23 protein-coding genes and 1 tRNA gene are annotated in these 24,592 nt (G+C 71.5%); 21 read left to right on the forward strand and 3 right to left on the reverse strand.

Annotated features, from left to right (window positions below; all coding sequences use genetic code 11):
- Window positions 1-13: 13 nt before the first annotated feature.
- Window positions 14-1,318 carry a lipase family protein gene (locus tag KIK06_RS25155; RefSeq protein ID WP_017601676.1) on the reverse strand — a complete coding sequence of 435 codons (1,305 nt, stop codon included), beginning with the start codon at window positions 1,316-1,318 and terminating at the stop codon, window positions 14-16.
- 322 nt (window positions 1,319-1,640) lie between these two features.
- On the opposite strand from KIK06_RS25155, the gene KIK06_RS25160 reads away from it, so the two are divergent.
- Complete coding sequence (locus tag KIK06_RS25160; RefSeq protein WP_026128144.1) at window positions 1,641-2,345, forward strand: TetR/AcrR family transcriptional regulator; 705 nt, start codon at window positions 1,641-1,643, stop codon at window positions 2,343-2,345.
- Window positions 2,346-2,511: 166 nt separating this feature from the next.
- Window positions 2,512-3,111, forward strand: coding sequence for a hypothetical protein (locus KIK06_RS25165; RefSeq protein WP_268645380.1), 600 nt, complete (start codon window positions 2,512-2,514; stop codon window positions 3,109-3,111).
- A gap of 80 nt (window positions 3,112-3,191) precedes the next feature.
- Here the strand turns inward: KIK06_RS25165 and KIK06_RS25170 are convergent, their stop codons facing one another.
- Window positions 3,192-3,770: a dihydrofolate reductase family protein gene (locus KIK06_RS25170; RefSeq protein ID WP_017601679.1), complete on the reverse strand. Its 579-nt coding sequence runs from the start codon at window positions 3,768-3,770 to the stop codon at window positions 3,192-3,194.
- Window positions 3,771-3,870: 100 nt separating this feature from the next.
- On the opposite strand from KIK06_RS25170, the gene KIK06_RS25175 reads away from it, so the two are divergent.
- From KIK06_RS25175 to KIK06_RS25205, 7 genes are all read left to right on the forward strand, one after another.
- A complete protein-coding gene (locus KIK06_RS25175) occupies window positions 3,871-4,458 on the forward strand; it encodes a TetR/AcrR family transcriptional regulator (protein WP_268645381.1) in 588 nt (195 codons plus the stop codon).
- A 207-nt stretch (window positions 4,459-4,665) separates the two neighbouring features.
- Window positions 4,666-5,709 (forward strand): iron-siderophore ABC transporter substrate-binding protein, encoded by a 1,044-nt coding sequence (locus KIK06_RS25180; RefSeq protein ID WP_268645382.1) that lies wholly within the window; start codon window positions 4,666-4,668, stop codon window positions 5,707-5,709.
- A 13-nt stretch (window positions 5,710-5,722) separates the two neighbouring features.
- Window positions 5,723-6,775 (forward strand): FecCD family ABC transporter permease, encoded by a 1,053-nt coding sequence (locus KIK06_RS25185; protein WP_268645383.1) that lies wholly within the window; start codon window positions 5,723-5,725, stop codon window positions 6,773-6,775.
- 98 nt (window positions 6,776-6,873) lie between these two features.
- A complete protein-coding gene (locus KIK06_RS25190; protein WP_268645384.1) occupies window positions 6,874-7,872 on the forward strand; it encodes a FecCD family ABC transporter permease in 999 nt (332 codons plus the stop codon).
- Between the two features lies 1 nt (window position 7,873).
- A complete protein-coding gene (locus KIK06_RS25195; protein ID WP_268645385.1) occupies window positions 7,874-8,719 on the forward strand; it encodes an ABC transporter ATP-binding protein in 846 nt (281 codons plus the stop codon).
- A gap of 112 nt (window positions 8,720-8,831) precedes the next feature.
- Window positions 8,832-9,323 (forward strand): hypothetical protein, encoded by a 492-nt coding sequence (locus tag KIK06_RS25200; RefSeq protein WP_268645386.1) that lies wholly within the window; start codon window positions 8,832-8,834, stop codon window positions 9,321-9,323.
- Between the two features lie 105 nt (window positions 9,324-9,428).
- The gene (locus tag KIK06_RS25205) at window positions 9,429-10,220 is read left to right on the forward strand and encodes an alpha/beta fold hydrolase (RefSeq protein ID WP_268645387.1); all 792 of its coding nucleotides are present in this window, start codon (window positions 9,429-9,431) and stop codon (window positions 10,218-10,220) included.
- Between the two features lie 14 nt (window positions 10,221-10,234).
- Here KIK06_RS25205 and KIK06_RS25210 read toward each other — a convergent pair whose 3' ends face one another.
- On the reverse strand, window positions 10,235-10,642 hold the full coding sequence (locus KIK06_RS25210) for an RNA-binding S4 domain-containing protein (RefSeq protein ID WP_268645388.1): 408 nt from the start codon (window positions 10,640-10,642) through the stop codon (window positions 10,235-10,237).
- A 97-nt stretch (window positions 10,643-10,739) separates the two neighbouring features.
- On the opposite strand from KIK06_RS25210, the gene KIK06_RS25215 reads away from it, so the two are divergent.
- The 12 genes from KIK06_RS25215 to KIK06_RS25270 all read left to right on the forward strand — a co-directional run bounded on the left by KIK06_RS25215 (window position 10,740) and on the right by KIK06_RS25270 (window position 24,581).
- Window positions 10,740-10,814, forward strand: a tRNA-Asp gene (locus KIK06_RS25215).
- A gap of 117 nt (window positions 10,815-10,931) precedes the next feature.
- Entirely contained in the window at window positions 10,932-11,669 is a 738-nt protein-coding gene (locus tag KIK06_RS25220) for an rRNA methyltransferase (RefSeq protein WP_268645389.1), read from the forward strand.
- A gap of 387 nt (window positions 11,670-12,056) precedes the next feature.
- Entirely contained in the window at window positions 12,057-12,995 is a 939-nt protein-coding gene (locus tag KIK06_RS25225) for a DUF5996 family protein (RefSeq protein ID WP_268645390.1), read from the forward strand.
- Between the two features lie 164 nt (window positions 12,996-13,159).
- Window positions 13,160-13,447: a GNAT family N-acetyltransferase gene (locus tag KIK06_RS25230; protein ID WP_017601692.1), complete on the forward strand. Its 288-nt coding sequence runs from the start codon at window positions 13,160-13,162 to the stop codon at window positions 13,445-13,447.
- Between the two features lie 226 nt (window positions 13,448-13,673).
- Window positions 13,674-15,173 carry an alanine/glycine:cation symporter family protein gene (locus tag KIK06_RS25235; protein WP_017601693.1) on the forward strand — a complete coding sequence of 500 codons (1,500 nt, stop codon included), beginning with the start codon at window positions 13,674-13,676 and terminating at the stop codon, window positions 15,171-15,173.
- Between the two features lie 244 nt (window positions 15,174-15,417).
- Window positions 15,418-16,017, forward strand: coding sequence for a GNAT family N-acetyltransferase (locus tag KIK06_RS25240; RefSeq protein WP_017601694.1), 600 nt, complete (start codon window positions 15,418-15,420; stop codon window positions 16,015-16,017).
- 711 nt (window positions 16,018-16,728) lie between these two features.
- The gene (locus KIK06_RS25245; RefSeq protein ID WP_268645391.1) at window positions 16,729-16,944 is read left to right on the forward strand and encodes a heavy-metal-associated domain-containing protein; all 216 of its coding nucleotides are present in this window, start codon (window positions 16,729-16,731) and stop codon (window positions 16,942-16,944) included.
- Window position 16,945: 1 nt separating this feature from the next.
- Window positions 16,946-17,116 carry a hypothetical protein gene (locus KIK06_RS25250; RefSeq protein WP_268645392.1) on the forward strand — a complete coding sequence of 57 codons (171 nt, stop codon included), beginning with the start codon at window positions 16,946-16,948 and terminating at the stop codon, window positions 17,114-17,116.
- A gap of 389 nt (window positions 17,117-17,505) precedes the next feature.
- Window positions 17,506-19,797, forward strand: coding sequence for a heavy metal translocating P-type ATPase (locus KIK06_RS25255; protein WP_268645393.1), 2,292 nt, complete (start codon window positions 17,506-17,508; stop codon window positions 19,795-19,797).
- Between the two features lie 388 nt (window positions 19,798-20,185).
- Window positions 20,186-21,472: a cytochrome P450 gene (locus KIK06_RS25260; RefSeq protein ID WP_017601698.1), complete on the forward strand. Its 1,287-nt coding sequence runs from the start codon at window positions 20,186-20,188 to the stop codon at window positions 21,470-21,472.
- Window positions 21,469-22,566 (forward strand): cytochrome P450 family protein, encoded by a 1,098-nt coding sequence (locus KIK06_RS25265; RefSeq protein ID WP_017601699.1) that lies wholly within the window; start codon window positions 21,469-21,471, stop codon window positions 22,564-22,566. Before KIK06_RS25260 ends, KIK06_RS25265 begins: the two co-directional genes overlap by 4 nt.
- 257 nt (window positions 22,567-22,823) lie before the next feature.
- Entirely contained in the window at window positions 22,824-24,581 is a 1,758-nt protein-coding gene (locus KIK06_RS25270; RefSeq protein WP_268645394.1) for a serine/threonine-protein kinase, read from the forward strand.
- The last annotated feature ends 11 nt before the right edge of the window (window positions 24,582-24,592 follow it).

Below are 24,592 nucleotides of genomic sequence, written 5' to 3' on the forward strand. Positions count from 1 at the left end.
CTCGGTCCCCGCGTCAGCAGGTGCTGTTCGCCGGCTCACCGGTGAACCGGTCGGCCATCCAGTCGTGGGCCCCGTCGTAGTCGAGGAACAGGCTCATGACGTGCGAGCCGGAGTAGGTCCTGCGCCACCGCACGTTCGCGCCGGCGGCGCAGTAGGTGTCGCGCAGTTCCTCGGCCTGGCCGATCGGGATCGCGTCGTCCAGGGCCGAGTGGTACATGAACAGCGGTACGGTCGGGGCCGTCTCCCCGGGCAGGTTCTCGGCCAGGCGCGCCTGCCACTCGGGACTGTTCAGCAGTTCGGAGGTGGTGATGCCGTCCATGCTCCTGAACATCCCGTGGGGGATGGCGTCCACGGTGCAGGAGCCGCGCAGGGTGTCCATCAGCTCCACCCCCTCCTCGGTCATCCTCTCCTCCAGCGGCAGCTCGGGGTAGGCGGAGCTGAAGCCGATCGCCGCGAGGCCCACGAGCGAGAAGTAGGAGCCGCCGTCCAGGAACCCGGCGACCTGGTTCAGGTCGGAGGGCACGGCGCCGGCGGCGACGCCGACCAGCGGTAGCTCCGGCGCGTACTCAGGGTGGAGCTGGGCCGCCCACACGGCGGACCCGCCGCCTTGGGAGAAGCCGTTGACGCCCATCGGGGAGTCGGCGGGGATTCCGGCTTCGTCGAGCCGGGTGGCGGCGCGCAGCGAGTCGAGCACGGCCGGGCCCTGGGAGCGGCCGACCATGAAGGTGTGGTCGCCCGGGGTGCCGAAGCCCTCGTAGTCGGTGACGACCAACGCGTATCCGTCGTCGACGAACCGCTCCATGAGGGAGGCCTCGTACTCCAGGCCCTGTTCCAGCCCGTTCGCCGGGGCGCACTGGTCGCCGATGCCGTGGGTGCCGATGGCGTAGGCGAGCAGGGGCCGTTCGCCCTCGCCCTTCCACGGCGCGGTCGGCACCATGACGGTGGCGGTGACCGCCATCGGCTCGCCGAGCCCGTCGGTGGACAAGTACATCACCCGCCACACGTCGGCCGGGAAGCGGCCGATACGTAGCGCGTCGGTGAACGCGTCGGCGGGCTCGGCGCGGATGACGTCGCCGGGTTCGCCCGCGGGTAGCGGGTCGGGAGGCTGGAAGAAGTCCTCCTCGACGGCGGTGCCCTCCTCCGGCTGGTCGATCTCTCCCCAGGTGCCGAGGGCACCGGTGGCCGAGACCGGTCCGGCCTCGGCGACGGATCCCTCGTGGTTCCACAGTGCGGTGGCGGCGGTCAGTGCGGCCGCCGTGCACGCGGCGGCGGTCGCCGTGGTGAGGCGGGACCGCCGGGCGCGCGGTGTTCTGGACACGGATGTGACTCCTGGTTCCCTTGGGGGTTTCGCGCCTGGGGACGACGCCGTGCCCGGTTTCTGGACGGCACGACTTCACCGGGGCGTCCCTGTCACGGTTCGGGCGCCGTTCGCGGTGGTGCGCATCATCCTGGTGCGGATGGTCCCTTCCGCGCATCGGTGGTTCCACTGGTTGGGGAATGACTCTTTGGAGTTGAGTCATCGCCCTTCGTGGTCACGTGGGCTGTTGGGCGCGGTCGGGCCACTTCTTGGCGCTCTTGACGCCTGGGTGCCGCGAACTCTAAGTTAATGCCACTAACTTTGCTGGGGAAGGGATGCCTCCATGGATTCGGGCGGGCGTCGGCGCGGCGGTCGGGCGGCCGTCGTGTCGACCGAGCGGATCGTCCGGGCGGGCCGTGAGCTCGGGATGCGGAACCTGGGCGTGAACGCGGTCGCGGCCCGGATCGGGGTGTCGGCGACGGCGCTGTACCGGCACATCGAGGGCCGTTGGGAGCTGGAACGGCTGGTCGGAGAGAGCTTCCTGGCCGAGCTCACGCTCAGAGACGACCCGGAGGAGGACATTGAGCGGCACCTGGTGTCCTTCGGCGGGCAGCTGAGGTCGTTCCTGCTGTCCCACCCCGGGTTGGCCTCATACGTCCAGGTGCTGTTCCCGCGCGGTGAGGCGGGCGTCCGGCTGCTCCTCGACGAGGTCGCGGCCCTGGAGCGGCGCGGGTACTCAGCGGACGCGGCGGTTGTCCTGTCCGGCGCGGTCGCCTCCCTGGTGACCTGGTCGGCGGTGGCCGAGGAGCGCCAGTCGGCGGACGCGGACCCGGCCGGGTACGAGCGCGAACGGGACGCGGTCACCACGATGATCGCCGACCACGCCCGTCTCGGCCAGGCGCACTCCGGACTCCCCGCGGTGACGCCCAAGGAGTTCTCCCGCCTGCTCCTGATCGCCCAGATCCGGGGACTGGTGTCGGTGGCGCCGCCGGGCCGCCCCGTAGGCGAGATCGTGGCGGAGCTGTCCGCGGCGGGGGACCGGTGGTGAGGGGGCGCGGGCCCGCGCGGGGTCCCGATCCGTTGGGCGGCCGCCTCCCCCGGCGGTCGCCACGTCATCGCCGAGCGCTCCGGACACGACGTGCCGATCAGCGCGCCCGGTGTCGTCACCGCGGAGATCCGCCGCACGGCGGTCCAGACCTGAGAAGAGGAAGCCGATGAACGAGCGGAACGGCGCATGGGGTCCGGTCAGGCGGACGTTCGGGTGCCTGGCGCTGTTACTGGTGCTCGTCGTCCTCCCGGTCGGCTGTGTCGTCCGGTGGTGGAACAAGCCCATCCACGAGTTCGCCCGGGAGATGGACGACTACGGGACCCTGTGCGGGGGCCGCGAGATCCCCGGGGCCGCCGAGTACACCCCCGGCCCGGGGCCGCACCCCATCGTCGTGTTCGGCGGGGAGCGCCACTCCGACGCCGGCCGGACCGACCTGCACTTCTACGAGGACGAGGCCGGGGAGCCGTTCCGCTCGGACGACCCCGGGCAGATCCAGCTCGTCGCGTGCACCGAGGACATCGACGTGGGTGAGCGGGTCGGCGGCTGCGACTTCGATTCGGAGTCCGTCCCGCTGCACAGGGCGACCGTGGAGGTCCAGGTGTACGAGGCGCGGACCGGTGAGAAGGTCGGCGACCCCGTCGAACTGGTCGGCGAGGACGACTCCTGCCCGGTCGCGGTGGTCTACCGGGGGTCGCTGGGCCGTCTGTACACCGTCCCGACGAAGGAGCAGTACGCGTCCGCGCTCGCGGGTGTCGTCAACGGCTGACACCGGTCCCGTGACCGTCGTGTCGGCGCGTACGGCCACCGCCCGGGATCCTGTGGCCGTACGCGCACCGCGGCCACCGCTCACCGCCTGTCATAGGTCAAGGCGACCACGCCGTTCTCCAGGGGGCGGGTGCCCCTGAGCGTGAAGTGGGTCGGCGAGAAGCCGGCTCGGAACAGCGGGACGCCGGTGCCCAACACGACCGGGTAGAGCTTGACGACGAGCGAGTCGATCTCCGGGAGCAGGGTGCCCGCCAGGCGCCCCCCTCCCGCCAGGTAGATGTCACCTCCCGCTCCGGACTCCTCGGCCTTCAGCTCCCGGATCCGTTCCACCACGTCCGCGGCGATGACCTCCACCGCGGGGTCCTCGCTCCGCCCGAGGCTCTCCGACACCACGTACTGCCGCAGGTGGGTGTACGGGCTGGTGATCCCGACCTTCAGGGCGGCCTCGTAGGTCGCCCGGCCTTGGACGACGACGGCGAAGTTCGGGTTCGGGACGTCCACGCCCAGCTGCGCGCGGACGTGGGTCGGCAGGGTGTCCGGGTACTCCTCGACGATGAGGTCGACCACGTCCTGGGTCACCGGAAAGTCGTCGACCCGGTCTGCGGGGCCCGCGATGTAGCCGTCCACGGACATTCCGACGTAGTAGACGAGCTTGCGCATACACGACCTCTTTTCACTCTGTACGTAGTACTTCATGTGGAGTGGCTTGAATGTAGTACTACGCTTGAAGTGATGTCAATCCGGACGGAGAAGGACACCCATGCGCAAGAACCCCGAACGCCGGGCCGCCCTGCTCGACGCCGCCATCGAGGTGCTCGCCCGCGAGGGCGCACGTGGCCTGACCTTCCGCGCCGTGGATCAGGAGGCGGGCGTCCCGGTCGGCACCGCCTCCAACTACTTCGACAACCGTGACGACCTGTTCACCCAGGTCGGCCACCGCTTCTACGAGCGGCTGGAGCCCGGGGCGGACCTCGTCGCCCTCGCCCAGGAGGGGCCGCGCGACCGCGCCCGGGTCGCCCAGCTCATGCACGACGTCGTGGGGCGCGTCAGCGACTTCCGCTCCGGCTTCCTCGCCCAGATCGAACTGCGGCTGGAGGCCGCGCGCCGCCCGGAGCTGCGCCGTCTGCTCACCGAGCGGGTCCGCGCGGACCTCGACGCCAACATCGACTTCCACACCCGCGCCGGCTTCCCCGGAGGCGAGACGTCCGTCACCCTCCTCTACCTGGCGCTGAACTGGCTCATCCTGGAGCGGCTGACCCTGCCCGACGTCATCTCCGAGGAACGTGCCCGCGCGCTGGTGGACGCGGCGGTCGAGCGCGTCGTCCCCGGGTCCGACGGCTCCGCCTGACGGGGGCGGCGCCCCCAGCCGGCCGCCGCCGGGCTCCTCTCCCGCTACCAACGGTGACCCCGCCCCCACCTGCGGGGACATGCTCGCGGACCCGGGGGCGCAGTCAAGGTGGGCCAAGGGTTTTGTTAGCCTTGCCTAACCAGCTCTCGCCATGCCGTCGACGGCCGGCGGAGGTTCGGCCACGCCCATGTTGAGGAGCCCTTTCGCATGCCCGCAGTACGCCTGCCCAGACCCGCACGGTACGCCGCCGCGGGGCTCGCCCTCACCGCGTTCCTGACCGCCTGCTCCGGCGGCGACACCGAGGACGCCGCCACGGGCGGTGACGGCGGCGGTGACGGAGCCTTCCCCGTCACCATCGACAGCGCCCTCGGCGAGACGGTCATCCCCGAGCAGCCCGAACGCGTCGTCACCTGGGGCTGGTCCGCCCAGGACGTCGTCCTCGCCCTCGACGTCATGCCGGTCGCCATGCCCCGCAACGACTACGGGGGCGACGAGAACGGGATCTTCCCCTGGGACGCCGAGCGGATCGCCGAGCTCGGCGGCGAGGCCCCCACCATCCTCACCGGAGCGCACGCCGACGCCCCGCCCCTGGAGGAGATCGTCGAGGCCCGCCCCGACGTGATCCTCGCCCCCAACTCCGGGATCACCCAGGAGGACTTCGACCGCCTCTCCGAGATCGCCCCCACCGTCGCCTACCCCGACCAGCCCTGGGCCACCACGTGGCAGGAGCAGGTCGACATCGTGGGTCGGGCGCTCGGTATGGAGGAGGAGGCCGACGACCTGCTGGCGCAGACTCAGGAGCAGGTCGGCGCGCTCGCCGCCGAGCACCCCGTCCTGGAGGGCACCACCTTCTTCTACGCCGCCGCGAACGAGGCGGACGTGCTCAACGTCTACCGGGAGTACGACCCCCGCGTCGAGATGCTCACGGACCTCGGCATGGAGCCCGGCGCCAGTGTGACCGAGCTGGACGCGGACCCCGACGACTCGTTCTTCTTCCAGGTCTCCTACGAGAACCTCCAGGAGATCGAGACCGACGTCCTGGTCATGTACTTCGCGGACGAGGCCGCACTGGAGGAGTTCACCTCCGACCCGCTCGTCGCCGCGATGCCGGCCGTCCAGGAGGGCCGCTTCGCCCCCATCGTCGGCGAGGACTTCGTGATGGCCAGCAGCGCCCCGACCGTCCTGTCCATCCCGTGGATGCTCGACCGGTACGTGCCGGAGCTCGCCGCCGCGGCCGAGAACGTCGAGTAGCGCGGACACCGGCATGACCACCACGACCGGGGGCGGCGCGGGAGCCGCCCCCGCCGTTCGACCACGCGGGCGGTTCCGCGCCCCGCTGGGCTTCGTCCTGCTGGGCGCGGGGCTCGCGGTCGCCGCGGCGTGCAGCCTCGCGGTGGGGGCCAACCCCCTGCCGCTCCACGTCGTCGCCGACGCCCTGCTCGACACCGACCTGTCCGACCCGGAACACCTGATCGTCGTCGACCGCCGGGTGCCGCGCACCCTCGTCGGACTCGCGGCGGGCGCCGCCCTGGGCATGGCGGGTGCCGTCATGCAGGGACTGACCCGTAACCCCCTCGCCGACCCCGGACTGCTCGGGATCAACGCGGGGGCCTCGCTGTGCGTGGTGGCGGCGATCAGCCTCCTCGGCGTGACCTCGCCGGGCGGGTACGTCTGGTTCGCCTTCGCGGGCGCCGCCCTGGCGGCGACGGTCGTGTACGGGGTGTCGAGCCTGGGCCGCGAGGGGGCCACCCCGGTCAAGCTCGCCCTGGCGGGGGCGGCCGTCACGGCGGCGTTGACCTCGATCGTCACGGCCGTCCTCCTCGTCGACCAGTCCACCCTGGACCAGATGCGGTTCTGGCAGGTGGGCGCACTGGCCTCGCGCGACCTGTCCGTGTTCCTGCGCACCGCGCCGTTCGTCATGGCGGGGGCGGCCGTCGCCCTGGGCCTGGGCCGGGCCCTCAACGGTCTCGCTCTCGGGGAGGACGTGGCGCGCGGTCTGGGACAGAACCTCGCCCGGACCCGGGGCCTGGCCGCCGTCGCGATCATCGCGCTGTGCGGCGCCGCCACGGCGGCCGTCGGGCCGATCGGCTTCGTAGGACTGCTCGTACCGCACGCGGCACGCTTCGTGGTCGGCCTCGACTACCGCCTGATCCTGCCGTTCAGCGCGCTCGCCGCGCCGACCCTCCTCCTGGTCTGCGACGTCGTCGCGCGTGTGGTCGCGCGCCCCGGCGAACTCCAGGTGGGGATCGTCACCGCGGCGATCGGCGCGCCGCTGTTCATCGCCCTGGTGCGGCGGGGAAGGGCGGTGCGGCTGTGACTCGCGACTCCGGGACCGTGCGCGGTCCGTCCACCGGGCGGTCGGTACCCGCCCGGTCGAGCCCCTCCCGAGCGAGCGTCCCCGTCCGTGCCGTCCGCTTGCGCGGGAACCGGCGCGAGCTCGGCGTCACGCTCGTACTCCTGGTCGTACTCCTGGGCCTCATGGTGCTCGGGGTGAGCATGGGCCGGGCGTCGGTGTCCCTGCCCGAACTCGCCGACCTCCTCACCGGACGCGCCGATCAGGTCACCCGCTTCGTCGTCGTGGAGCTGCGCCTGCCCCGACTGCTCACGGCGGTGGCCGCCGGGGCGTGCCTGGGGCTGTCGGGCGCCCTGCTTCAGAGCATCGTCCGCAACCCGCTGGCCAGCCCGGACATCATCGGCATCACCCACGGCGCCAGCGCGGCCGGGGTCATCGGCGTGGTCTACCTGGGGATCAGCGGGCTGGCCCTGACCGGGTTGGTCTCCCTGGGCGGCGTCGGCGCGGCGGTGGCGATCTACCTGCTCGCTTGGCGGCGCGGTGTGGTCGGGTACCGGCTCCTACTCGCGGGCATCGGCGTGGCGGCCCTGGCCACCAGCGTCGTCTCCTGGGTGCTCACCCAGACGGACGTCCGCGACGCGACGGTGGCGCTGACCTGGATCACGGGTAGCCTGGCCCGCGCCGACTGGCCCACCCTGAACCCGCTGCTGATCTGCGCCGGGGGCCTGGTGGTGCTGTTGGCCGTGTTGAGTCCGCGGCTGCGTTCGCTGGAGCTCGGCGACGACCCGGCGGCGGCCCTGGGCGTCTCCGTGGAGCGCTCACGGCTCTGGCTGCTGCTGGCCTCGGTGGCGCTGGCCTCCGCGGCGGTGGCGGTGACCGGTCCGGTCGCCTTCGTCGCCCTGGTCAGCGCGCCGATCGCTCGACGTACCGTGGGGGCGGGACGGCTGGCCCTGGTCCCCGCGGCGCTGGTCGGCGCCGTGATCATGCTCGCGTCCGACCTCATCGCGCAGTTCACGATCCCCGAGACCACCCTCCCCGTGGGCGTGGTGACCGGTGTCGTGGGCGCTCCGTACCTTCTCTGGCTCCTCATGCGGACCAACCGGTCCGGGGCGGGTGGTTGACATGACTCTGACCGACAGAGCGAAGGCGGCGGACTCCGTCGAGGCCTTCACCTCACTGGAGACCGAGGGGCTGACGCTGGGCTACGGGGAGGAACCCGTCGTCCACGACCTCACGGTCAGCGTGCCGCAGGGCGTGGTCACCTCGATCGTCGGCGCGAACGGCTGCGGCAAGTCCACACTGCTGCGCGGCATGGCCCGGCTGCTGACCCCGCGTTCGGGGAAGGTGCTGCTCAACGGCTCGGACATCCACGGCCTCGCCACCCGGGACGTCGCCCGGATCGTTGGACTGCTGCCGCAGAACCCGGTCGCGCCCGAGGGGATCACGGTCGCCGACCTCGTGGGACGGGGGCGCTACCCGCACCAGGGCTGGTTCCGCCGCTGGACGGCGGAGGACGACCGGGCGGTCCAGGACGCGTTGACGGCGACGGACACGCTGGACCTCGCGGAGCGGTCGGTGGACGAGCTGTCCGGCGGACAGAGGCAGCGGGTGTGGATCGCGATGACCCTCGCCCAGCGCACCGACCTGCTGCTGCTGGACGAACCGACGACCTTCCTCGACATCGCCCACCAGGTCGAGGTCCTGGACCTCCTGCTGGAGCTGAACCGTACCCAGGGCACCACGGTCGTCATGGTCCTGCACGACCTCAACCTGGCCGCGCGCTACTCCGACCACCTGGTGGCGATGCGGGAGGGGCGGGTCTACGCGTCCGGGCGTCCGAGGGACGTGGTCACCGAGGACCTGGTCCGCGACGTCTTCGGGCTGTCGGCGAAGGTGTACCCGGACCCGGTCGCCGGTACCCCGAGCCTGTCGCCGCTGGTGCGCAACCCCGAGCACCTGCCGACCTGACACCGCCGGGGAGGCCGTGGAAGGGGAGGGAGTACGTCCCGGAGGGGAACCGAACCGGACGTCGCGGAGTCTGTCCTGACGTCCCCGTCCCGAACGCACGGAGTGCCCCAGGATGTCGCAGAGTCCGGAACAGTCGCAGATCGAGATCGCCAAGCTGCGCAAGCGCCTCAACCGGCTGGAGACGCGGGTGAGCATGGACTCCGAGGCGGCGCGGCGGTCCCGGCTGACCACGGGTGGGCTGGCGGGCGGTGCCGTGGCGCTCTTTCTGTCCCTCTCCCTTCCCTGGGTGGAGGCCTCCTTCACCGGTTGGGAGTTCCTCTGGGACTCGATCGGCGAACGCCGGTGGCTGGTCGTCGTCGCGCTGATCGCGGTCCTGGTGACGCTCGTGTTCGCCGTCGCGTCCCTCTCCGCTCAGGGGAGGGGAGTCCTCGTCGCCGCGCAGATCGCCGGCTGGTCCGTCCCCGCGCTGCTCGCTGTGGGGGCGATCTACCTCAGCATCGAGGACGTCTCCCTGGTCGGCGGGGTGTGGGTCGCCGCGGTCTCGGGCGCCGTGGTGGCCGGGGCCGCGCGCGGGGCGGCCGTCGCCCATGCCGAACTGGAGTAGCCGTCCCCCGCGCGAACGCCGTGCCGCTCCGCCTCGGCTCACGGCCGGACCCGGTGTGACCCGGACCGCGGCGCCTCCGGGGCCGTTCGGGTAGTGTCCGCGCACGTGAGCCACGCGATCGCCGCAGACGGCACCCGGATCTGGTACGACACCCTCGGCGAGGGTGAGCCCCTGCTACTCGTCCACGGACAGTCCCTCGACCACACGATGTGGAACGGGGTCGCCGAGGAACTGTCCCGGAACCATCGGGTCGTCCGGATGGACCTGCGCGGCACCGGTGACAGCGACGCCCCGGTCGACGCGCCCTACACGATGGACCTCCTGGCCCGCGACGCCCTCGCCGTCCTGGACGACCTCGGTCTCGAACGAGCCCACGTCTACGGCTTCTCCATGGGCGGCAAGGTCGCCCAGGCACTCGCGGTCACCGCCCCCGGACGGGTCGGAGCCCTCGTCCTGGGCTCGACCGCGCCGGGCGGGGAGCACGAGGTCGAGCGCCCCGTCGAGGCGTCGATGGCGCTGCGCAGGGCCAACACCGAGGAGGGGCGCGGGCTCATCGCGCACCTGTTCTACACACCTGCCTGGGCCGACACGCATCCGGACACCGTCGCCACGATCGTGCCGCACAACCCCCTGCGCGCCCAGCGGCGGCACTACGAGGCCAGCCTCCACCACGACGGGTGGGACCTGCTCCCCGACATCACCGCGCCGACCCTGGTCCTACACGGAGAGGACGACGAACTCACCCCCGTCGCCAACGCGAAGCTGCTGGCCGACCGCATCCCCGGCGCGCGCCTGTCGATCCTGCCCGGGGTCCGCCACGGGTACCCGCACGAGGCGGAGCCCAGGGCCACCCGGGAGGTCCTCGACTTCCTGCGGGAGCACCCGCTCACCCGCTGATCCAGGGCCGGCGGTCACCCGGGCGGCCACTGGTCGGCGCGCAGCTTGTCGAGCTGGCGCCGGTCGCGCTTGGTCGGGCGGCCCGCGCCCCGGTCCCGCCGGATCACGGGTCCGGTCGCCTGGGGCGGAGGGGCGGGTGTCCTGTCGACGTAGCACCGCGTCGCGATGGGCGCCCCGACCCTCTTGACGATGACGTGGCTCACGTCGACCAGCCGCGTCGTGCCGTGCAGGCGGACGCGGACCTCGTCCCCCGCCTTCACCGCGGTGGCCGCCTTGGCGGGTCGGCCGTTGACGCGGACGTGGCCGCCACGGCAGGCCTGGGCGGCGTCCGACCTGGTCTTGGTGAGACGGACGGCCCACAGCCAGCGGTCGACCCGGGTGGATTCGGGTCCGGACGGCAGGGGCGCCGACGGGTCGCTCACACCGTCTCCTCTCGGTCTCGTCGGGCGTTGTGAGTCACTTTAGGCGGGCGGCGGTACGAAGTACTCCAAAGTCGCGCTAGAGTTGTTCCTGCAACGAGGTCCTGTGGAGCAGTTAGGAGTGCTCGCCACCCTGTCAAGGTGGAGGCCGCGGGTTCAAATCCCGTCAGGACCGCAGCCGGAGCCCGGCACCGCGAGGTGCCGGGCTCCTGTCGTTGTGGGGTGGAACCCGCGAGAGGGGGAAGGTCCCCCTCGGAGGCGACGACACCGGGCACGGAAGGATGACGGCACGTTGGGCTACCGGTACGCCACCGAGCGGGCGGACCATTCGGCGTTGGCGAGCGGCCAGGTACTGCGTTCGGCGCCCGGATACCCGGGTTTCCCCGTACGCCTGGCGAGTGAGCTCTTCCAACGCGCGCTGGCCCACGTGCACGACACCCCGGTGCGTCTGTGGGACCCCTGCTGCGGCGGCGGGTACCTGGTCACGGTGCTGGGACTGCTCCACCGCGACCGGATCTCCCACGTGCGCGCGTCGGACGTCGACGCCGACGCGGTCGAACTGGCGGCACGCAACCTGGAGCTGTTGACGGCCTCCGGCCTCTCGGCGCGTGAGGCGGAGCTGCGCAGGTCGGCGCGGGACTTCGGCCGGGTGGCGTTCGTGGAGCGCGCCGAGGCGGCGGCCAACCTCGCCGCGGGACTGGCCGCGATGGGTGGCGACCTGCCGCACGACTCGGCGGTGGCCGACGTGTTCACCCTGGACGAGCCGGTGGACGTCGACCTCGTGGTGACGGACGTGCCCTACGGGGAGATGACCAGGTGGTCCGGCGCCGTGCCGGGGCGGGACCCCGTGGGCGCTCTGCTGGCCTCGCTCGGCCGTGCCCTGCCAGAGCGGGCGGTCATGGTCGTCACGGCGCGCACGCGGCGGATCGCCCTGCCCGAGGGCGTGCGGGCCCTCGAACGCGTGCGGGTCGGCAACCGCTCGGCGGTCCTCGTCCGCGCCCGCGACGTGGCCCCGGCCCCCTCCGTCTGAAACCGATTGTCACCCACGCCGGAGTGGGAAACGTGACATCCGTGCCGGATCAGGCATATTCAGTTACGGAACGTGGCGGGTGCCAGGGTGGGTCCCGTCGAGCCAGGCAGTGGCGAACGGGGGGTGTCCTCATGACGGCACGAGGCGAGGGCGGAGTCTTCTGGGGACGTCCGGTGCGTCCGGCCCACGGGGTGAACCGTGTCGGACCGTGCTCCCGGGAGGTGCCGGCCGAGGACGGAACCGCCCTCGTCCGGATGGACGACTACCCGGCGGTCGTACCGGACCGCCCCACCTTCGGTCGGCACGGATACCCGCACAGGCCGAGGTGAGCGCGCGAGCCCGCACCGTCGCCCAGTCCAGAAGGCATCATCCAGGAGACCTCGCACCATGGAGCTGTTCCCGCCCTTCCCACTCGACACGTGGTACGACACGAAGCAGACACTGCACCGCTTCGAGCAGATCGTCGGCAAGACGCGCCTGCGCCACAGCCCTCGCCGCAACCACTGGTGGCATGTGCCCTTCCACCTGACCGGTACCGGGATCACGTCGCGTCCGATGGGGATGGTGGACGGGAACCCCGTCTTCACCGTCGACTTCGACTTCGTCCGTCACCAGCTGGTCGCGTCGAACATCGACGGTGCGCGGGTGTCCTTCCCGCTCCAGGGCAACAGCGTCGCCTCGTTCTACCTGCGATTCCAGTCCGCGCTGGACAGTCTGGGCGTGGACGGGAGCATCCCGGAGGCGCACCCCTTCGACCTGCCCGACGCCGGGCGGCCGTTCGTGGAGGACCACGAGCACGCCGTCTACGTGCCCGAGCACGCCACGCGGTACTGGCAGATCCTCAGCCAGGTCAACCTCGTCCTGGAGGAGTTCTCGTCCGGGTTCTCCGGCAAGACCAGCCCCGTGCACCACTTCTGGCACACGTTCGACCTCGCGGTCACGCGCTTCTCCCCGCATCCGGTGCCGCAGCCGAGGGAGGCGGGTGAACTGATCCGCGAGGCCTACTCGCGGGAGGTCGTGAGCTTCGGGTTCTGGTTCGGTGACGACAACATCCCCGAACCGTGCTTCTACTCCTACACCGCTCCCGAGCCCCGAGGGCTCACCGAACGGCAGCTCGCGCCCACGACGGCGGAGTGGGTGGACAGCGGCCACGGACACCTGGCACTGCTGCGGTACGCCGACGCGCGCAAGGCGCCGGACCCGCAGGCCACCGTCCTGGAGTTCCTGGAGAGCGCCTACCGGGCGGGGGCGGAGCTGGCCGGGTGGGACATCGACGCGCTGGCGTGCCCCGGCGGGATCACCGATCCGTACCGGGCGCGTCACTGAGGGGCGTCGCCGCCGCTGCCGGAGGGTGCCGGGTACTCCGGAACGGGAACACCTCGACGTTTTGACCCGTTCTTTGGTGTGTGCGGAGTTTCTGGGGGAATGTGGCCCCGGAAGCGGAACGCGCGCACAGCGCCCGCGGAGGGCACCCGGAGCGGGGGAGTGGCATGGACCTGACCGTCATCGACGCGCCTGAGCGGTCGAGATACGAGGTGAGCACCGACGGACGGGTGGTGGGTTTCTCCGCCTACCACCTCATCGAGGAGGGGGTGCTCGCCCTGCCCCACGTGGAGGTGGACTCCTCCTTCGAGGGCCAGGGCGTGGCCAGCACGCTCGTGCGCGAGTCCCTCGACGACATCCGCGCCCGCGATCTGAAGGTCGTGCCGATCTGCCCGTTCGTCCAGGCGTTCCTGAAGCGGCACCCGACCTACGGGGACCTGGTCCAGCGGGCCTGAGCGGGCGACCCTCCCCGGTGCTGCGGCCCGAGGCGTCCACCCCGTTCGAGGCGGGGTTCTCCGGCGTCTCCACCGGGTGTTCTCCCCAATCACGGGGCGGTCGAACTTTCGCGTAACGGAAGAATCACCTTCCAGCGAAGATGCGAGCCCATGGGTGAAGGGTCCTACTTCGGGGGTATACGGCTCCGGTTGCCCGTTATCCCCGGAGCGAAGGAGCTCACCCGTCGTGTTAGTCGCAGACGCATCCCCCACCCTCAACGAACGCGTCACCGGCGCCATCGGGGACTTCAACAACGACATCCTCTGGGCCTGGGGCGTGATCCCGCTCCTGGTCGTCGTCAGCCTGTACTTCACCTTCGGGTCCGGCGTGGTCCAGCTCCGGATGCTGCCCGAGATGTTCCGGGTGCTGAGGAGCAAGCCCGAGACGGCGCCCGACGGCAAGAAGGCCGTGTCCTCACTGCAGGCGTTCATGATCTCGGCGGCGGCGCGTGTCGGCACCGGGAACATCGTCGGCGTGTCCGTCGCCATCGCGCTCGGCGGCCCCGGCGCGGTGTTCTGGATGTGGCTGATGGCGACGGTGGTCGGCGGCGCCAGCTTCGTGGAGGCCACGCTCGCGCAGCTCTACAAGGTCCGCGACCGGTCCGGGTACCGGGGCGGCCCCGCGTACTACATGGAGCGCGGGCTCGGCCAGCGGTGGATGGGGGTCCTGTTCGCGGTCATCCTCATCCTGACCTTCCCGATGGTGTTCAACGCGGTGCAGAGCAACACCATCGCCGGCGCGGTGAACAACTCCTCCGACGTCCTGGGCACCGGCTCCGGCATGTGGCTGTCGGCCGCGGTCGGCGTCGTGCTCGTCGTGGCCACCGGCCTGGTGATCTTCGGCGGCGTCCGTCGGATCGCGCACACCGCCCAGGCGCTGATCCCGTCGTTCGCGGCGTTGTACGTCGTCATCGGCCTGGTCATCATGGCCATGAACTACCAGGCGATCCCCGCCGTCTTCACGACGATCTTCGAGCACGCCTTCGGTCTGCGGGAGTTCGGGGCGGCCACGCTCGGCACCGTGATCATCCAGGGTGTGCGCCGGGGCATGTTCTCCAACGAGGCCGGTCTGGGGTCGGCGCCGGTCGCGGCGGCCAGCGCCTCCGTGACGCACCCGGTCAAGCAAGGGCTCGTGCAGACGCTCGGCGTCTACTTCGACACCCTGGTGCTGTGCACGGTCACCGCCTTCATCATCCTGCTCGCCGCGGGCGACCAGGTCGGTGGGGAGATCGAGGGCGACCTGGCGCAGCACGCGGTCATGACGTCGCTGGGCCCGTGGGCGCTGCACCTGATGACCGTGATCATCCTGCTGGTCGCGTTCACGTCGGTGCTCGGCAACTACTACTACGGTGAGTCCAACATCGAGTACCTGACCGACAACCGGGGCGTGCTGGTCGGGTACAAGGTCGTGTTCCTGCTGGCGACCTTCCTGGGTTCGCTGGGCTCGATCGACCTGGTCTGGACGCTGGCCGACACGACCATGGGTTCCATGGCGTTGATCAACCTGCTGGCCGTCACGCCGCTGGCGCTGATCGCGTTCCGCCTGCTCAAGGACTACAACCAGCAGCGTCGGGAGGGACGGGACCCCGTGTTCACCCGGGACCGGATGCCGGAGCTGCGCGGGGTCGAGTGCTGGGAGTCGGAGGAGGAAGTCGTCTCCGGTGTCCGGAAGCAGAGTCCGGCCTGAACCGTTCGGACCGAGTCCGGGCGGGGGCGGCGGCCCCGTGGGGCGGGGGCGGTGACCGGGTCGACGGCCGGGTCGCCGCCCCCTCGCGTGCGTTGGGTGCGCGGGTACGGCAAACCAGGAGAATTCCAACGAAGTCCGGAAAGCCCCTTGTTTACGGGCATCCGTGTTCTTTCGGTCACGAAGACGAGGCGCTAGTGTTCTGCATCACAGTTGTGGCGCCCGTGTGTCTCGCCGAGGGAGTCGGATGTCCATCGTCTCAATCGAGCCCGCCACCGCCGAGAGGTGGACGGACCTGGAGAACCTGTTCGGACCGACCGGAGCCTACGGGCACTGTTGGTGCACGTTCTTCCGCAGACGCGCGAAGGACCACACGGCGAGCACCTCGTGTGAGCGCTCCCAGCGGGGGGTGGACAACAAGGAGGAGCTGCGGCGGCTGACCCTGGAGGGCCGTGTCCCAGGTCTGATCGCCTACGACGGCGACGGGCCGTGCGGGTGGGTGTCGGTGGCGCCCCGGGAGGACTACATCCGGTTGTCGCGGTCGCGGTCCCTGCGTCCGGCGGATCCGGGCGAACCAGGTGTGTGGGCGCTGGTCTGCTTCTGGCTGCCGCCGAGGCGGCGGCGCCGGGGTCTCGGCAGCCGCCTGCTCGACGGCGCCATCGAGTACGCCAGGGCGAGCGGCGCCCGGGTGCTGGAGGCCTACCCCGTGGACACGGTGGGTGGCCGGGCGCCCAGCGCGGAGGTGTACACGGGGACCGTGGAGATGTTCCAGCGGGCGGGGTTCTCGCTCGCCCCGCACCACGCCAGCGAGCGGGTGGTGGCCCGGTTGGCGCTGAAGGCGGACTGAGGCGGGGCGGCGCGGACGGCGCCGAATCGGGGAGACCGAGCTGTCCGAAACACCGCTGAGGAAGGCGCCCGGAAACCGGGGGAGGGTATCTGGGGCGCGTAGGGCCGAAGGCCGCCGCGGTCGGTCGGCTCCTCGAAGACCCCGACGGCGATCGGCCGTTCGATGACGGCTGATGGCGTGCTGGCGGCAGATCGGTCGCAACCGCCGGGGAGGGCGGCGCGGGGAGCGGTGTGCGGGCAGCACGAGGCGGTCGGAGCTGTGGCGCCCCCGTATATCGAGTAGACCGTGCGGCGGGGTGGTCGCGCCAGGGCGGCTGGTGCGCCTGTGGACAACGTGTGTGGTGCGGTCATCGTGTGCTGGGCGACGTTCCCGTGGCGCGGTCGTGGCGCGCGTGGTGAGTGACGGCCTCCGGTGGGCGCGGTCGTGGCGTCGGGCTGCGGTCCCGGTGCGGCGGGCGGTCGTCGTGGCGCGGTCGGCCTGGGCTGACCTGGGTGGTCGTGTGCGCGCCGGGTGGGGTTCCAGGCGTACGTTTTCTGCCGGAGCGCGCGCTGCTTCGCCGTGCGTTTGTACCCCCCTGGGGTAATCTCGGACATGGAGTCGTCAGGCGTGTCGGGGTGCTTGACGGGTCAATACCCCTAGGGGGTATAGTTGCTTCCAGATGGAGCGGCCCGGCATCGGGTCGCTGAGGTACACACGTACTCAGGAGGCGACATGGCCACCATGACCACCGCTGTTTACGAGGTCGACGGCATGAGCTGCGGCCACTGCGTCAACGCCATCACCAAGGAGGTCACCGGGGTCGCGAACGTCTCCGACGTCAAGGTCGACCTGGAGACCCGGAAGGTGACCGTCACCAGTGAGGGCCCGGTCGAGGACGCCGCGGTCCGCGCCGCCATCGACGAGGCCGGTTACGAGGTGCGGAACTGACATGAACGTGACCACGAGGCTCGGACTCTTCGCTCTCGGGCTCGTGGCCGTGTTCGCCGCGATGTTCGGGGTCGGCTCCCTGGCCGGCCCCTTCCTCCCCGACAGTGTCATCGGCCAGACCGGGAGCACGGCGGAGGACCCGCACGGCGGAGCGGTCCACGAGGACCACTAGGGCCTGTTCGTGGAACGGTCGCCCGAGGGGCGCCTGAACCCGGGCCGAGGCGAGGCGGAGGCCCAAAGCAAGCACTGTTCGGGCGCCGACAGGGTTCTGCACGACGAGTCGAGCCGCGAGCGAGGAACGAGCGGCAGGCGAGGCCGAGGAGGAAGAATCCCTGTCTCTTTGGGCGCCTGAACCCGGGCCGAGGCGAGGCGGAGGCCCAAAGCAAGCACTGTTCGGGCGCCGACAGGGTTCTGCACGACGAGTCGAGCCGCGAGCGAGGAACGAGCGGCAGGCGAGGCCGAGGAGGAAGAATCCCTGTCTCTTTGGGCGCCTGAACCCGGGCCGAGGCGAGGCGGAGGCCCAAAGCAAGCACTGACACCAGCAGCGGTTGGAGTGTGGAATTGAGTACCAGCGACACCCGGGCGCGACGCCCCGAGACGGCTCCGGTCGAACTCGCCATCGGCGGGATGACCTGCGCCGCGTGCGCCAACCGCGTCGAGAAGCGGCTCAACCGCATGGAGGGCGTCACCGCCAGCGTCAACTTCGCGACCGAGAAGGCGCGCGTGTCGTTCGAGGGTGAACCCGTCGCCGTCGACGAACTCGTCGCCCAGGTCGAGAAGGCGGGCTACACCGCCACCGTCCCCCAGCCCGACACCGGGCCGGGGGAGACTCCCTCCGAACCGGACGACCCCGCCCGCGCCCTGCGCGACCGGGCGCTGGTCTCACTCCTGCTCTCCGCTCCGGTCATCGCCATGGCGATGATCCCGGCCCTCCAGTTCACCTACTGGCAGTGGGCGTCCCTCGCCCTCGCGGCGCCCGTCATCGTCTGGGGCGCGCTGCCCTTCCACGTCTCGGCGTGGAAGAACCTCAAACTCGGCACGGCGACCATGGACACGCTGGTCTCCCTCGGGGTGACCGCCGCGTTCCTGTGGTCCCTGTACGCCCTCTTCCTCGGCACCGCCGGAACCCCCGGTATGGTGCACCCCTTCGAGTTCACCATCACCCGCACCGACGGCTCCGCCAACATCTACCTGGAGGTCGCGGCAGGGGTCACCTCCTTCATCCTCCTCGGCAAATTCTTCGAGGCCCGGTCCAAGCGCCGGGCCGGGGCCGCCCTGCGCGCCCTGCTCGAACTGGGCGCCAAGGAGGTCACCGTCCTGCGGGGCGGGGGATCGGACGCACGCGAGGAGCTCGTCCCCATCGAGCGGCTCGCCGTCGGCGACCGCTTCGTGGTCCGGCCCGGCGAGAAGATCGCCACCGACGGCACCGTGGAGGAGGGCACCTCCGCCGTCGACATGAGCATGCTCACCGGCGAGTCCGTCCCCGTGGAGGTCGCGCCCGGAACGGCCGTGGTCGGTGCCACCGTCAACGCGGGCGGCCGCCTCGTCGTCCGCGCCTCGAGGGTCGGCTCCGACACCCAGCTCGCCCAGATGGCGCGCCTGGTGGAGGACGCCCAGAACGGCAAGGCGCAGGTCCAGCGGCTCGCTGACCGGGTCTCCGGGGTCTTCGTCCCCATCGCGATCATGATCGCCGTGGGCACGCTCGGTTTCTGGATCGGCACCGGAGGGTCGGTGTCGGCCGCCTTCACCGCCGCCGTCGCCGTACTGATCATCGCCTGCCCGTGCGCGCTCGGCCTGGCCACGCCCATGGCCTTGATGGTCGGCACCGGCCGGGGCGCTCAGCTCGGCATTCTCATCAAGGGCCCGGAGGTCCTGGAGAGCACCCGCCGCGTTGACACCGTCGTCCTCGACAAGACCGGCACCGTCACCACCGGCCGGATGGCCCTCACGGGGATCACCGCCGCTGACGGCGAGGACGAGGACGAGCTCCTGCGCCTGGCCGGGGCCCTGGAGAACGCCTCCGAGCACCCCATCGCCCGCGCCATCGCCAAGGAGGCCGCGGTGCGGGTCGGCGCGCCGCCGACCCCGGAGGACTTCGCCAACATCGAGGGACGCGGCGTCCAGGGGGTCGTCGACGGGCACGCCGTCCTGGTCGGTCGGGTGGCCCTGCTGGAGGAGTGGTCGCAGACCCTGCCCGAGGAGCTCGCCGCCGCGGTCGCCGACGCGGAGTCGGAGGGGCGCACCGCCGTCGCCGTCGGTTGGGACGGGAGAGCCCGGGGGGTCCTGGTCGTGGCCGACACCGTCAAGCCCACCAGCGCCGAGGCGATCCGTCAGTTCCGCGACCTGGGGCTCACCCCGATCCTGCTCACCGGCGACAACGAGGCCGTGGCCCGCGCCGTGGCCGTCGAGGTCGGTGTCGACGAGGTGATCGCGGAGGTCCTGCCCGAGGACAAGGTCGACGCCGTCCGGCGGCTCCAGGACGAGGGGCGCACCGTGGCGATGGTCGGCGACGGGGTCAACGACGCCGCCGCGCTCGCCCAGGCCGACCTGGGGCTGTCCATGGGAACGGGTACGGACGTCGCGATCGAGGCCAGCGACCTGACCCTGGTGCGCGGTGACCTGCGCGCGGCGGCGGACGCCGTCCGGCTGTCGCGGCGGACCCTGGCCACCATCCGGGGCAACCTGTTCTGGGCCTTCGCCTACAACTCGGCGGCGCTGCCCCTGGCCGCGCTCGGCCTGCTCAACCCGATGCTGGCGGGGGCCGCGATGGCGCTGTCGAGCGTGTTCGTGGTGACCAACAGCCAGCGACTGCGCCGGTTCCGGCCGCTCAGCGATCACGCCACCGCCGCCTGAACCGACCGCCCACCCTCCCGACCGACGGCCGCTCCGGGACCCGCGCCCCGGGGCGGCCGCGTGTTCGGGGCCAGCATGGATATCCGGAGAAACCGCTGATCCCCGGGGAGTGCGGATGACTCGGTGTGAATTGGGTCTCGCGTTCCGCGAAACCGAGCGCTAGGGTGTGCCGGTGGACGAACCCCAGGGTTCACACGGAGCCCCACACGGGCCCCGTACCGATCCGCGCGGTACCCCCGCTGTCCGCTCGTGACCCGAAGGACGGAGCCCCCTCCCGGACCGACGCCAGCCCGCCCCTCCCCTATCCCCCTCCCATGAGGCCCCCGTGACATCTGGATGCCCGTACGCCACGTTCCAGCGGAGCGAACCGCACCCCGACCCCTACGCCGTGTACGCCGAGCTGCGTGCGGAGCACGGTCCGGTGGTCCCGGTCGAGCTCGAACCGGGCGTCCACGGGTGGCTGGTCACCGACTACGAGACCCTCATCTCCTGGTCCAGGGACACCACCACGTTCACCCACGACTCACGGGTCTGGCGGGACTTCCGCGAGGGGAGGGTCGACCCCGACTCCCCTCTCCTGCCGATGATGGCGCCCCGGACGAACGCCCTGTTCGTCGATGGTGCCGAACACCAGCGCTACCGCCGGGCGATCACCGACAGTCTCGGTGCCGTCAGCGACGCCGACCTGCGCGCGACCACCCGTCGCTACGCCGACGGCCTCATCGACCAGTTCTGCGCGCGGGGCGAGGCGGAACTGCTCAACGAGTACGCGCGCACCCTCCCGCTGCTGGTCTTCAACGACCTGTTCGGCTTCGACGAGGACCAGGGCCTGCGTTTCGCCACCGCCATGCGCAACATGTGGATGGGCGTGGACGCCGAGCGCTCCAACACCGAGGCCGAGCGCGCCCTGTCCGAGGTGGTCGGCGCCAAGCACCGCGCGCCCGGGGACGACGTGACCACGCGCCTCATCCAGCACCGCGCCGGACTCACCGACGAGGAGATCATCATGCAGATGCTCCTCATCGTCGGCGCCGCCAACGAGCCCACCGCCAACCTCATCGGCGCCGCCGTCCGCTCCGCGCTGGCCGATCCGGTGGCCGCCTCGGACCGGGTCCCCTCCGACGCGGCCCTGGCCGACATCGTCGACCGCGTCCTGTGGCTGGAGCCGCCGATCATCAACTACCCGGTGATCTACCCGCGCGTGGACGTGCCCCTCGGCGGGGGCCGGACGATCCGCGCCGGTGAGCCGGTCACGCTGAGTTTCGCCGCCGCCAACCACTTCTACCGTCGGGAGAACGCCGAGCGGTTGGAGGAGGCACCCAACCGGGCCCACGTCGCCTGGGGCGCGGGGCCGCACCGGTGCCCCGCACGCGACGAGGCCACCACCATCACCACCATCGCGCTGCGCACCCTGCTCACCCGGCTCCCCGGGCTGCGCGTGGCGGTACCGCGCGAGGACCTGCGCTGGCAGATCACCGCCCTGTCCTGCATCCCGCTCCAGCTCCCCGTCCAGTTCACGCCGCAGTCACCCCTGCCCCCCACCGATGTGGAAGGACCCTCATGGAGCCCCTCCGACTCGCCCCGGGAAACCTCCGGTCCCAAGCCGCCCACCTCCGCTCGCTCGGGCCTGTCGTCCCTGTCGAACTTCCTGGTGAGGTTGCTGCGTGGATCGTGACCAGCCACGCGGCGGTCACCGAGGCCCTCGCCAGCCCGCACGTCCAGAAGGACAAGAGGCACTGGCGCGCCTTCAACGCGGGTGAGATCCCGCCTGACTGGCCGCTCATCTCGTGGATCATCGCCGAGAACATGCTGACCAGCGACGGCGACGAGCACACCAGATTGCGCAAGCTCGTCTCCAAGGCGTTCACCCCCCGAAGGATCGAGCTGTTGCGCGGCGGCGTCGTCGCGGTCATCGACGGCCTCCTGGACGGTGTGGAGGAGGCGGCCGGTGCGAGTGAGGACGGTGTCGTGGACCTGCGGGCGCTGCTCGCCCAGCCCCTGCCGATGACGGTCATCAGCGACCTGTTCGGGCTCGACGAGGCGATCCGGCCGACACTGAACCGCCTGGTCGGCCAGTTCTTCGACCAGAGCGTCACGCCCGAGGCGGCGATGGCGGCGTTCACCGAGATCGGCGAGGTCCTCACCGCGCTGGTCGCGGCCAAACGGGAGGAGCCGGGCGACGATCTGACCACCGCCCTGATCGCGGCCCGCGACGAGGACGACCGGCTCAGCGAGACGGAGCTCATCTGGAGCCTGCTCCTGATCATCAGCGCGGGCTACGAGACCACGATGAACCTCATCGCCAACGCCGTCCGCGCCCTGGTCACCCACCGCGACCAGCTCGACATGCTCATGGACGGCCGTGTGCCGTGGTCCGCGGCGGTCGAGGAGGTCCTGCGCTGGGACGGTCCGGCCGAGTACATCCCGATGCGCTACACGACCCGAGACCTCGAACTCGCCGGGGTGAGCGTCCCCGCGGGCGAGCCGCTGCTGATCGGCTACGGCGGTGCGGGCCGGGACGGGGAGCGATACGGTCCCACGGCGGAGGAGTTCGACGTCACCCGTGAGGACACCTCGCACCTGGCCTTCTCCCACGGGCGCCACTACTGCCTGGGGGCGAGTCTGGCCCGGATGGAGGCGGGGGAGGTCCTTCCCCGCCTGTTCGAGCGGTTCCCCAAGCTCGACCTGGCCGTGCCGCCGGAGGAGCTGAGGCCGCTGCCGTCGATCGTCGTCGCCGGGGTCGAGGAGCTGCCGGTGCGCCTGCGCTGAGAGTGACGCCGGGTGGGACACGCCCGGTGACCACGATCCCGTGAGAAGGGGTTTCACCCCCTTCTGGCGGGATCATCGCATTTCAGGGATCATGTGCCTGATGTCAGGGCGCCGGGTGGGTGTTCGCGGCGCCGCCACCGACCGTGCCAACGCCGCCCGGGATCCCTAGACTCTGGATTGTCCCCCCTGCCCGGCCACGCTCCGCTCCCGCGGTCACCCCTGCCCTTCTCCCCTCCCCTTCAGAGGAATCGCGCCACATGAACAGTTCGGCAGCCGAATCCGGCCGCTCCCTGGTCGACAGGTACCGCCTGGACGAGGTCATCGGCGAGGGCGGCATGGGCCGGGTCTGGCGGGGAACCGACACCCTCCTCGACCGTCCGGTCGCCGTCAAGGAACTGACCACGCCGCCCGGCCTCCCGGCGCACGAGGTGGAGGTCCTGCGTACGCGGATGCTGCGCGAGGCACGCAGCGCCGCGCAGCTGAGCCACCCCTCCATCATCACCGTGTTCGACGTGGCCGAGGAGGACGGCCGCCCGTGGATCGTGATGGAGCTGGTCCAGGGGCCCTCCTTGGGCGACCTGATCCGCTCCGGGGAGTCGCTGTCCGTGCGCCGGGTCGCCGACATCGGTGAACAGATGGGCGCCGGACTGGCCGAGGCGCACGGGCGGGGCATCGTGCACCGCGACATCAAGCCCGGCAACGTGCTCATCGCGGGGGAGAACCGCGCGGTCCTCACCGACTTCGGCATCGCCCATCTGGACGGGTCCACCCATCTGACCAGTACGGGACTGCTCATCGGCTCCCCCAGCTACCTGGCGCCCGAGGTCGCGCAGGGGCATCAGGCCACCCCCGCCTCAGACGCGTGGGCCTTGGGCGTCACCCTCTACCAGGCGGTGGAGGGGTCGCTGCCGTTTGACCGGCCCACGCCGATGGCGACGCTCACCGCCATCTGCACCCAGGACCTGCCCGAACCGCTGCGGGCCGGCCCGCTCCGCCCCGTACTGGAGGGGCTGTGCGCGAAGGAACCGGGGGACCGGCTCTCCATCGCCGAGGCGCGCTCCCTCCTGCGCGGGATCCGGGACGACGAGGAGGCCGCCTCCGTCGGCGCCGCCCCCACCCTCGCGACCACCCGTCCCACCGAGGAGCCCGGACCGGCGGTAGCCGCGGACACCGGGGCCGAGGAGGGGGGACCCGACCGCGGCACCGGCGTGTCCGGCGCCACCGACGACGCCCGCACCGCGAGCTCCGGCGGTACGGCAGGCGTCGCCTGGGCCACGCGTCCGTCCGACCCGTCCGGGAGCACCTCCGGGGGCGGAGGGGGAGCACGGCGGGTCAGGGCCGCGCTGATCGTCGCCGCCGCGGTCGTGCTGCTGGTCGCGGGCGCGGCCACCAGTGCCCTGATCAGTATGAACCGCTCCCAGGGCACGGCCGAGACCGCGAGCGGGTCCGTCGACGGGGCGGGTGCCGAGGACCCCCGGGACGCCGACGCCACCGCCGACACCCCGTCGGAGGACGCCGACCCGGACGCGGAGCCGCAGGACGGGGAGGACGGGGCGGAAGAGGACGACGACCGGTGGGACTTCCTCACCCGCTACGAAGACACCACCGGCTTCTCCGTCGACGTCCCCGAGGACTGGACGGTGGAGCGGAGCGGCAGCAGCGTCTTCTTCCGCAACCCCGACGGCGGGTACCTCCAGGTGGACCAGACCGACTCCCCCAACCCGGACGCCGGTGACGACTGGCGCGACCTCGAACCGGCCGCCAGCCAGAACTTCAGCGGCTACTCCAGCATCGGTATCACGGACGTGGAGGACGACTGGGCCGACGCCTACGTCAGCGCCGCCGACTGGGAGTTCACCTTCGACGGCGACGGCGGTCGGATGCACGCCATCAACCGAGGGTTCCACACCGAGGACAAGGGCTACGCGCTGTTCCTCGTCGCGAGCGGCGACGACCCCGAAGCCAACCACGAACTCCTGGACCGCATGGCCGAGACCTTCGAACCCGCCTCCTGAGCCCCGACACC

Origin of the sequence: Nocardiopsis sp. EMB25 (assembly GCF_026797795.1) — a bacterium.
GTDB lineage: Bacteria > Actinomycetota > Actinomycetes > Streptosporangiales > Streptosporangiaceae > Nocardiopsis > Nocardiopsis lucentensis.

Bases quoted from the DNA above. Each gene is read 5' to 3' on its own strand.
- KIK06_RS25230 (WP_017601692.1), top strand. From the start codon at position 13,160: ATGGACCTGACCGTCATCGACGCGCCTGAGCGGTCGAGATACGAGGTG.
- KIK06_RS25185 (WP_268645383.1), top strand. From the start codon at position 5,723: ATGACCACCACGACCGGGGGCGGCGCGGGAGCCGCCCCCGCCGTTCGA.
- KIK06_RS25245 (WP_268645391.1), top strand. From the start codon at position 16,729: ATGGCCACCATGACCACCGCTGTTTACGAGGTCGACGGCATGAGCTGC.
- KIK06_RS25165 (WP_268645380.1), top strand. From the start codon at position 2,512: ATGAACGAGCGGAACGGCGCATGGGGTCCGGTCAGGCGGACGTTCGGG.
- KIK06_RS25200 (WP_268645386.1), top strand. From the start codon at position 8,832: ATGTCGCAGAGTCCGGAACAGTCGCAGATCGAGATCGCCAAGCTGCGC.
- KIK06_RS25240 (WP_017601694.1), top strand. From the start codon at position 15,418: ATGTCCATCGTCTCAATCGAGCCCGCCACCGCCGAGAGGTGGACGGAC.
- KIK06_RS25170 (WP_017601679.1), bottom strand. From the start codon at position 3,770: ATGCGCAAGCTCGTCTACTACGTCGGAATGTCCGTGGACGGCTACATC.
- KIK06_RS25250 (WP_268645392.1), top strand. From the start codon at position 16,946: ATGAACGTGACCACGAGGCTCGGACTCTTCGCTCTCGGGCTCGTGGCC.
- KIK06_RS25270 (WP_268645394.1), top strand. From the start codon at position 22,824: ATGAACAGTTCGGCAGCCGAATCCGGCCGCTCCCTGGTCGACAGGTAC.
- KIK06_RS25195 (WP_268645385.1), top strand. From the start codon at position 7,874: ATGACTCTGACCGACAGAGCGAAGGCGGCGGACTCCGTCGAGGCCTTC.
- KIK06_RS25225 (WP_268645390.1), top strand. From the start codon at position 12,057: ATGGAGCTGTTCCCGCCCTTCCCACTCGACACGTGGTACGACACGAAG.
- KIK06_RS25160 (WP_026128144.1), top strand. From the start codon at position 1,641: ATGGATTCGGGCGGGCGTCGGCGCGGCGGTCGGGCGGCCGTCGTGTCG.
- KIK06_RS25175 (WP_268645381.1), top strand. From the start codon at position 3,871: ATGCGCAAGAACCCCGAACGCCGGGCCGCCCTGCTCGACGCCGCCATC.
- KIK06_RS25180 (WP_268645382.1), top strand. From the start codon at position 4,666: ATGCCCGCAGTACGCCTGCCCAGACCCGCACGGTACGCCGCCGCGGGG.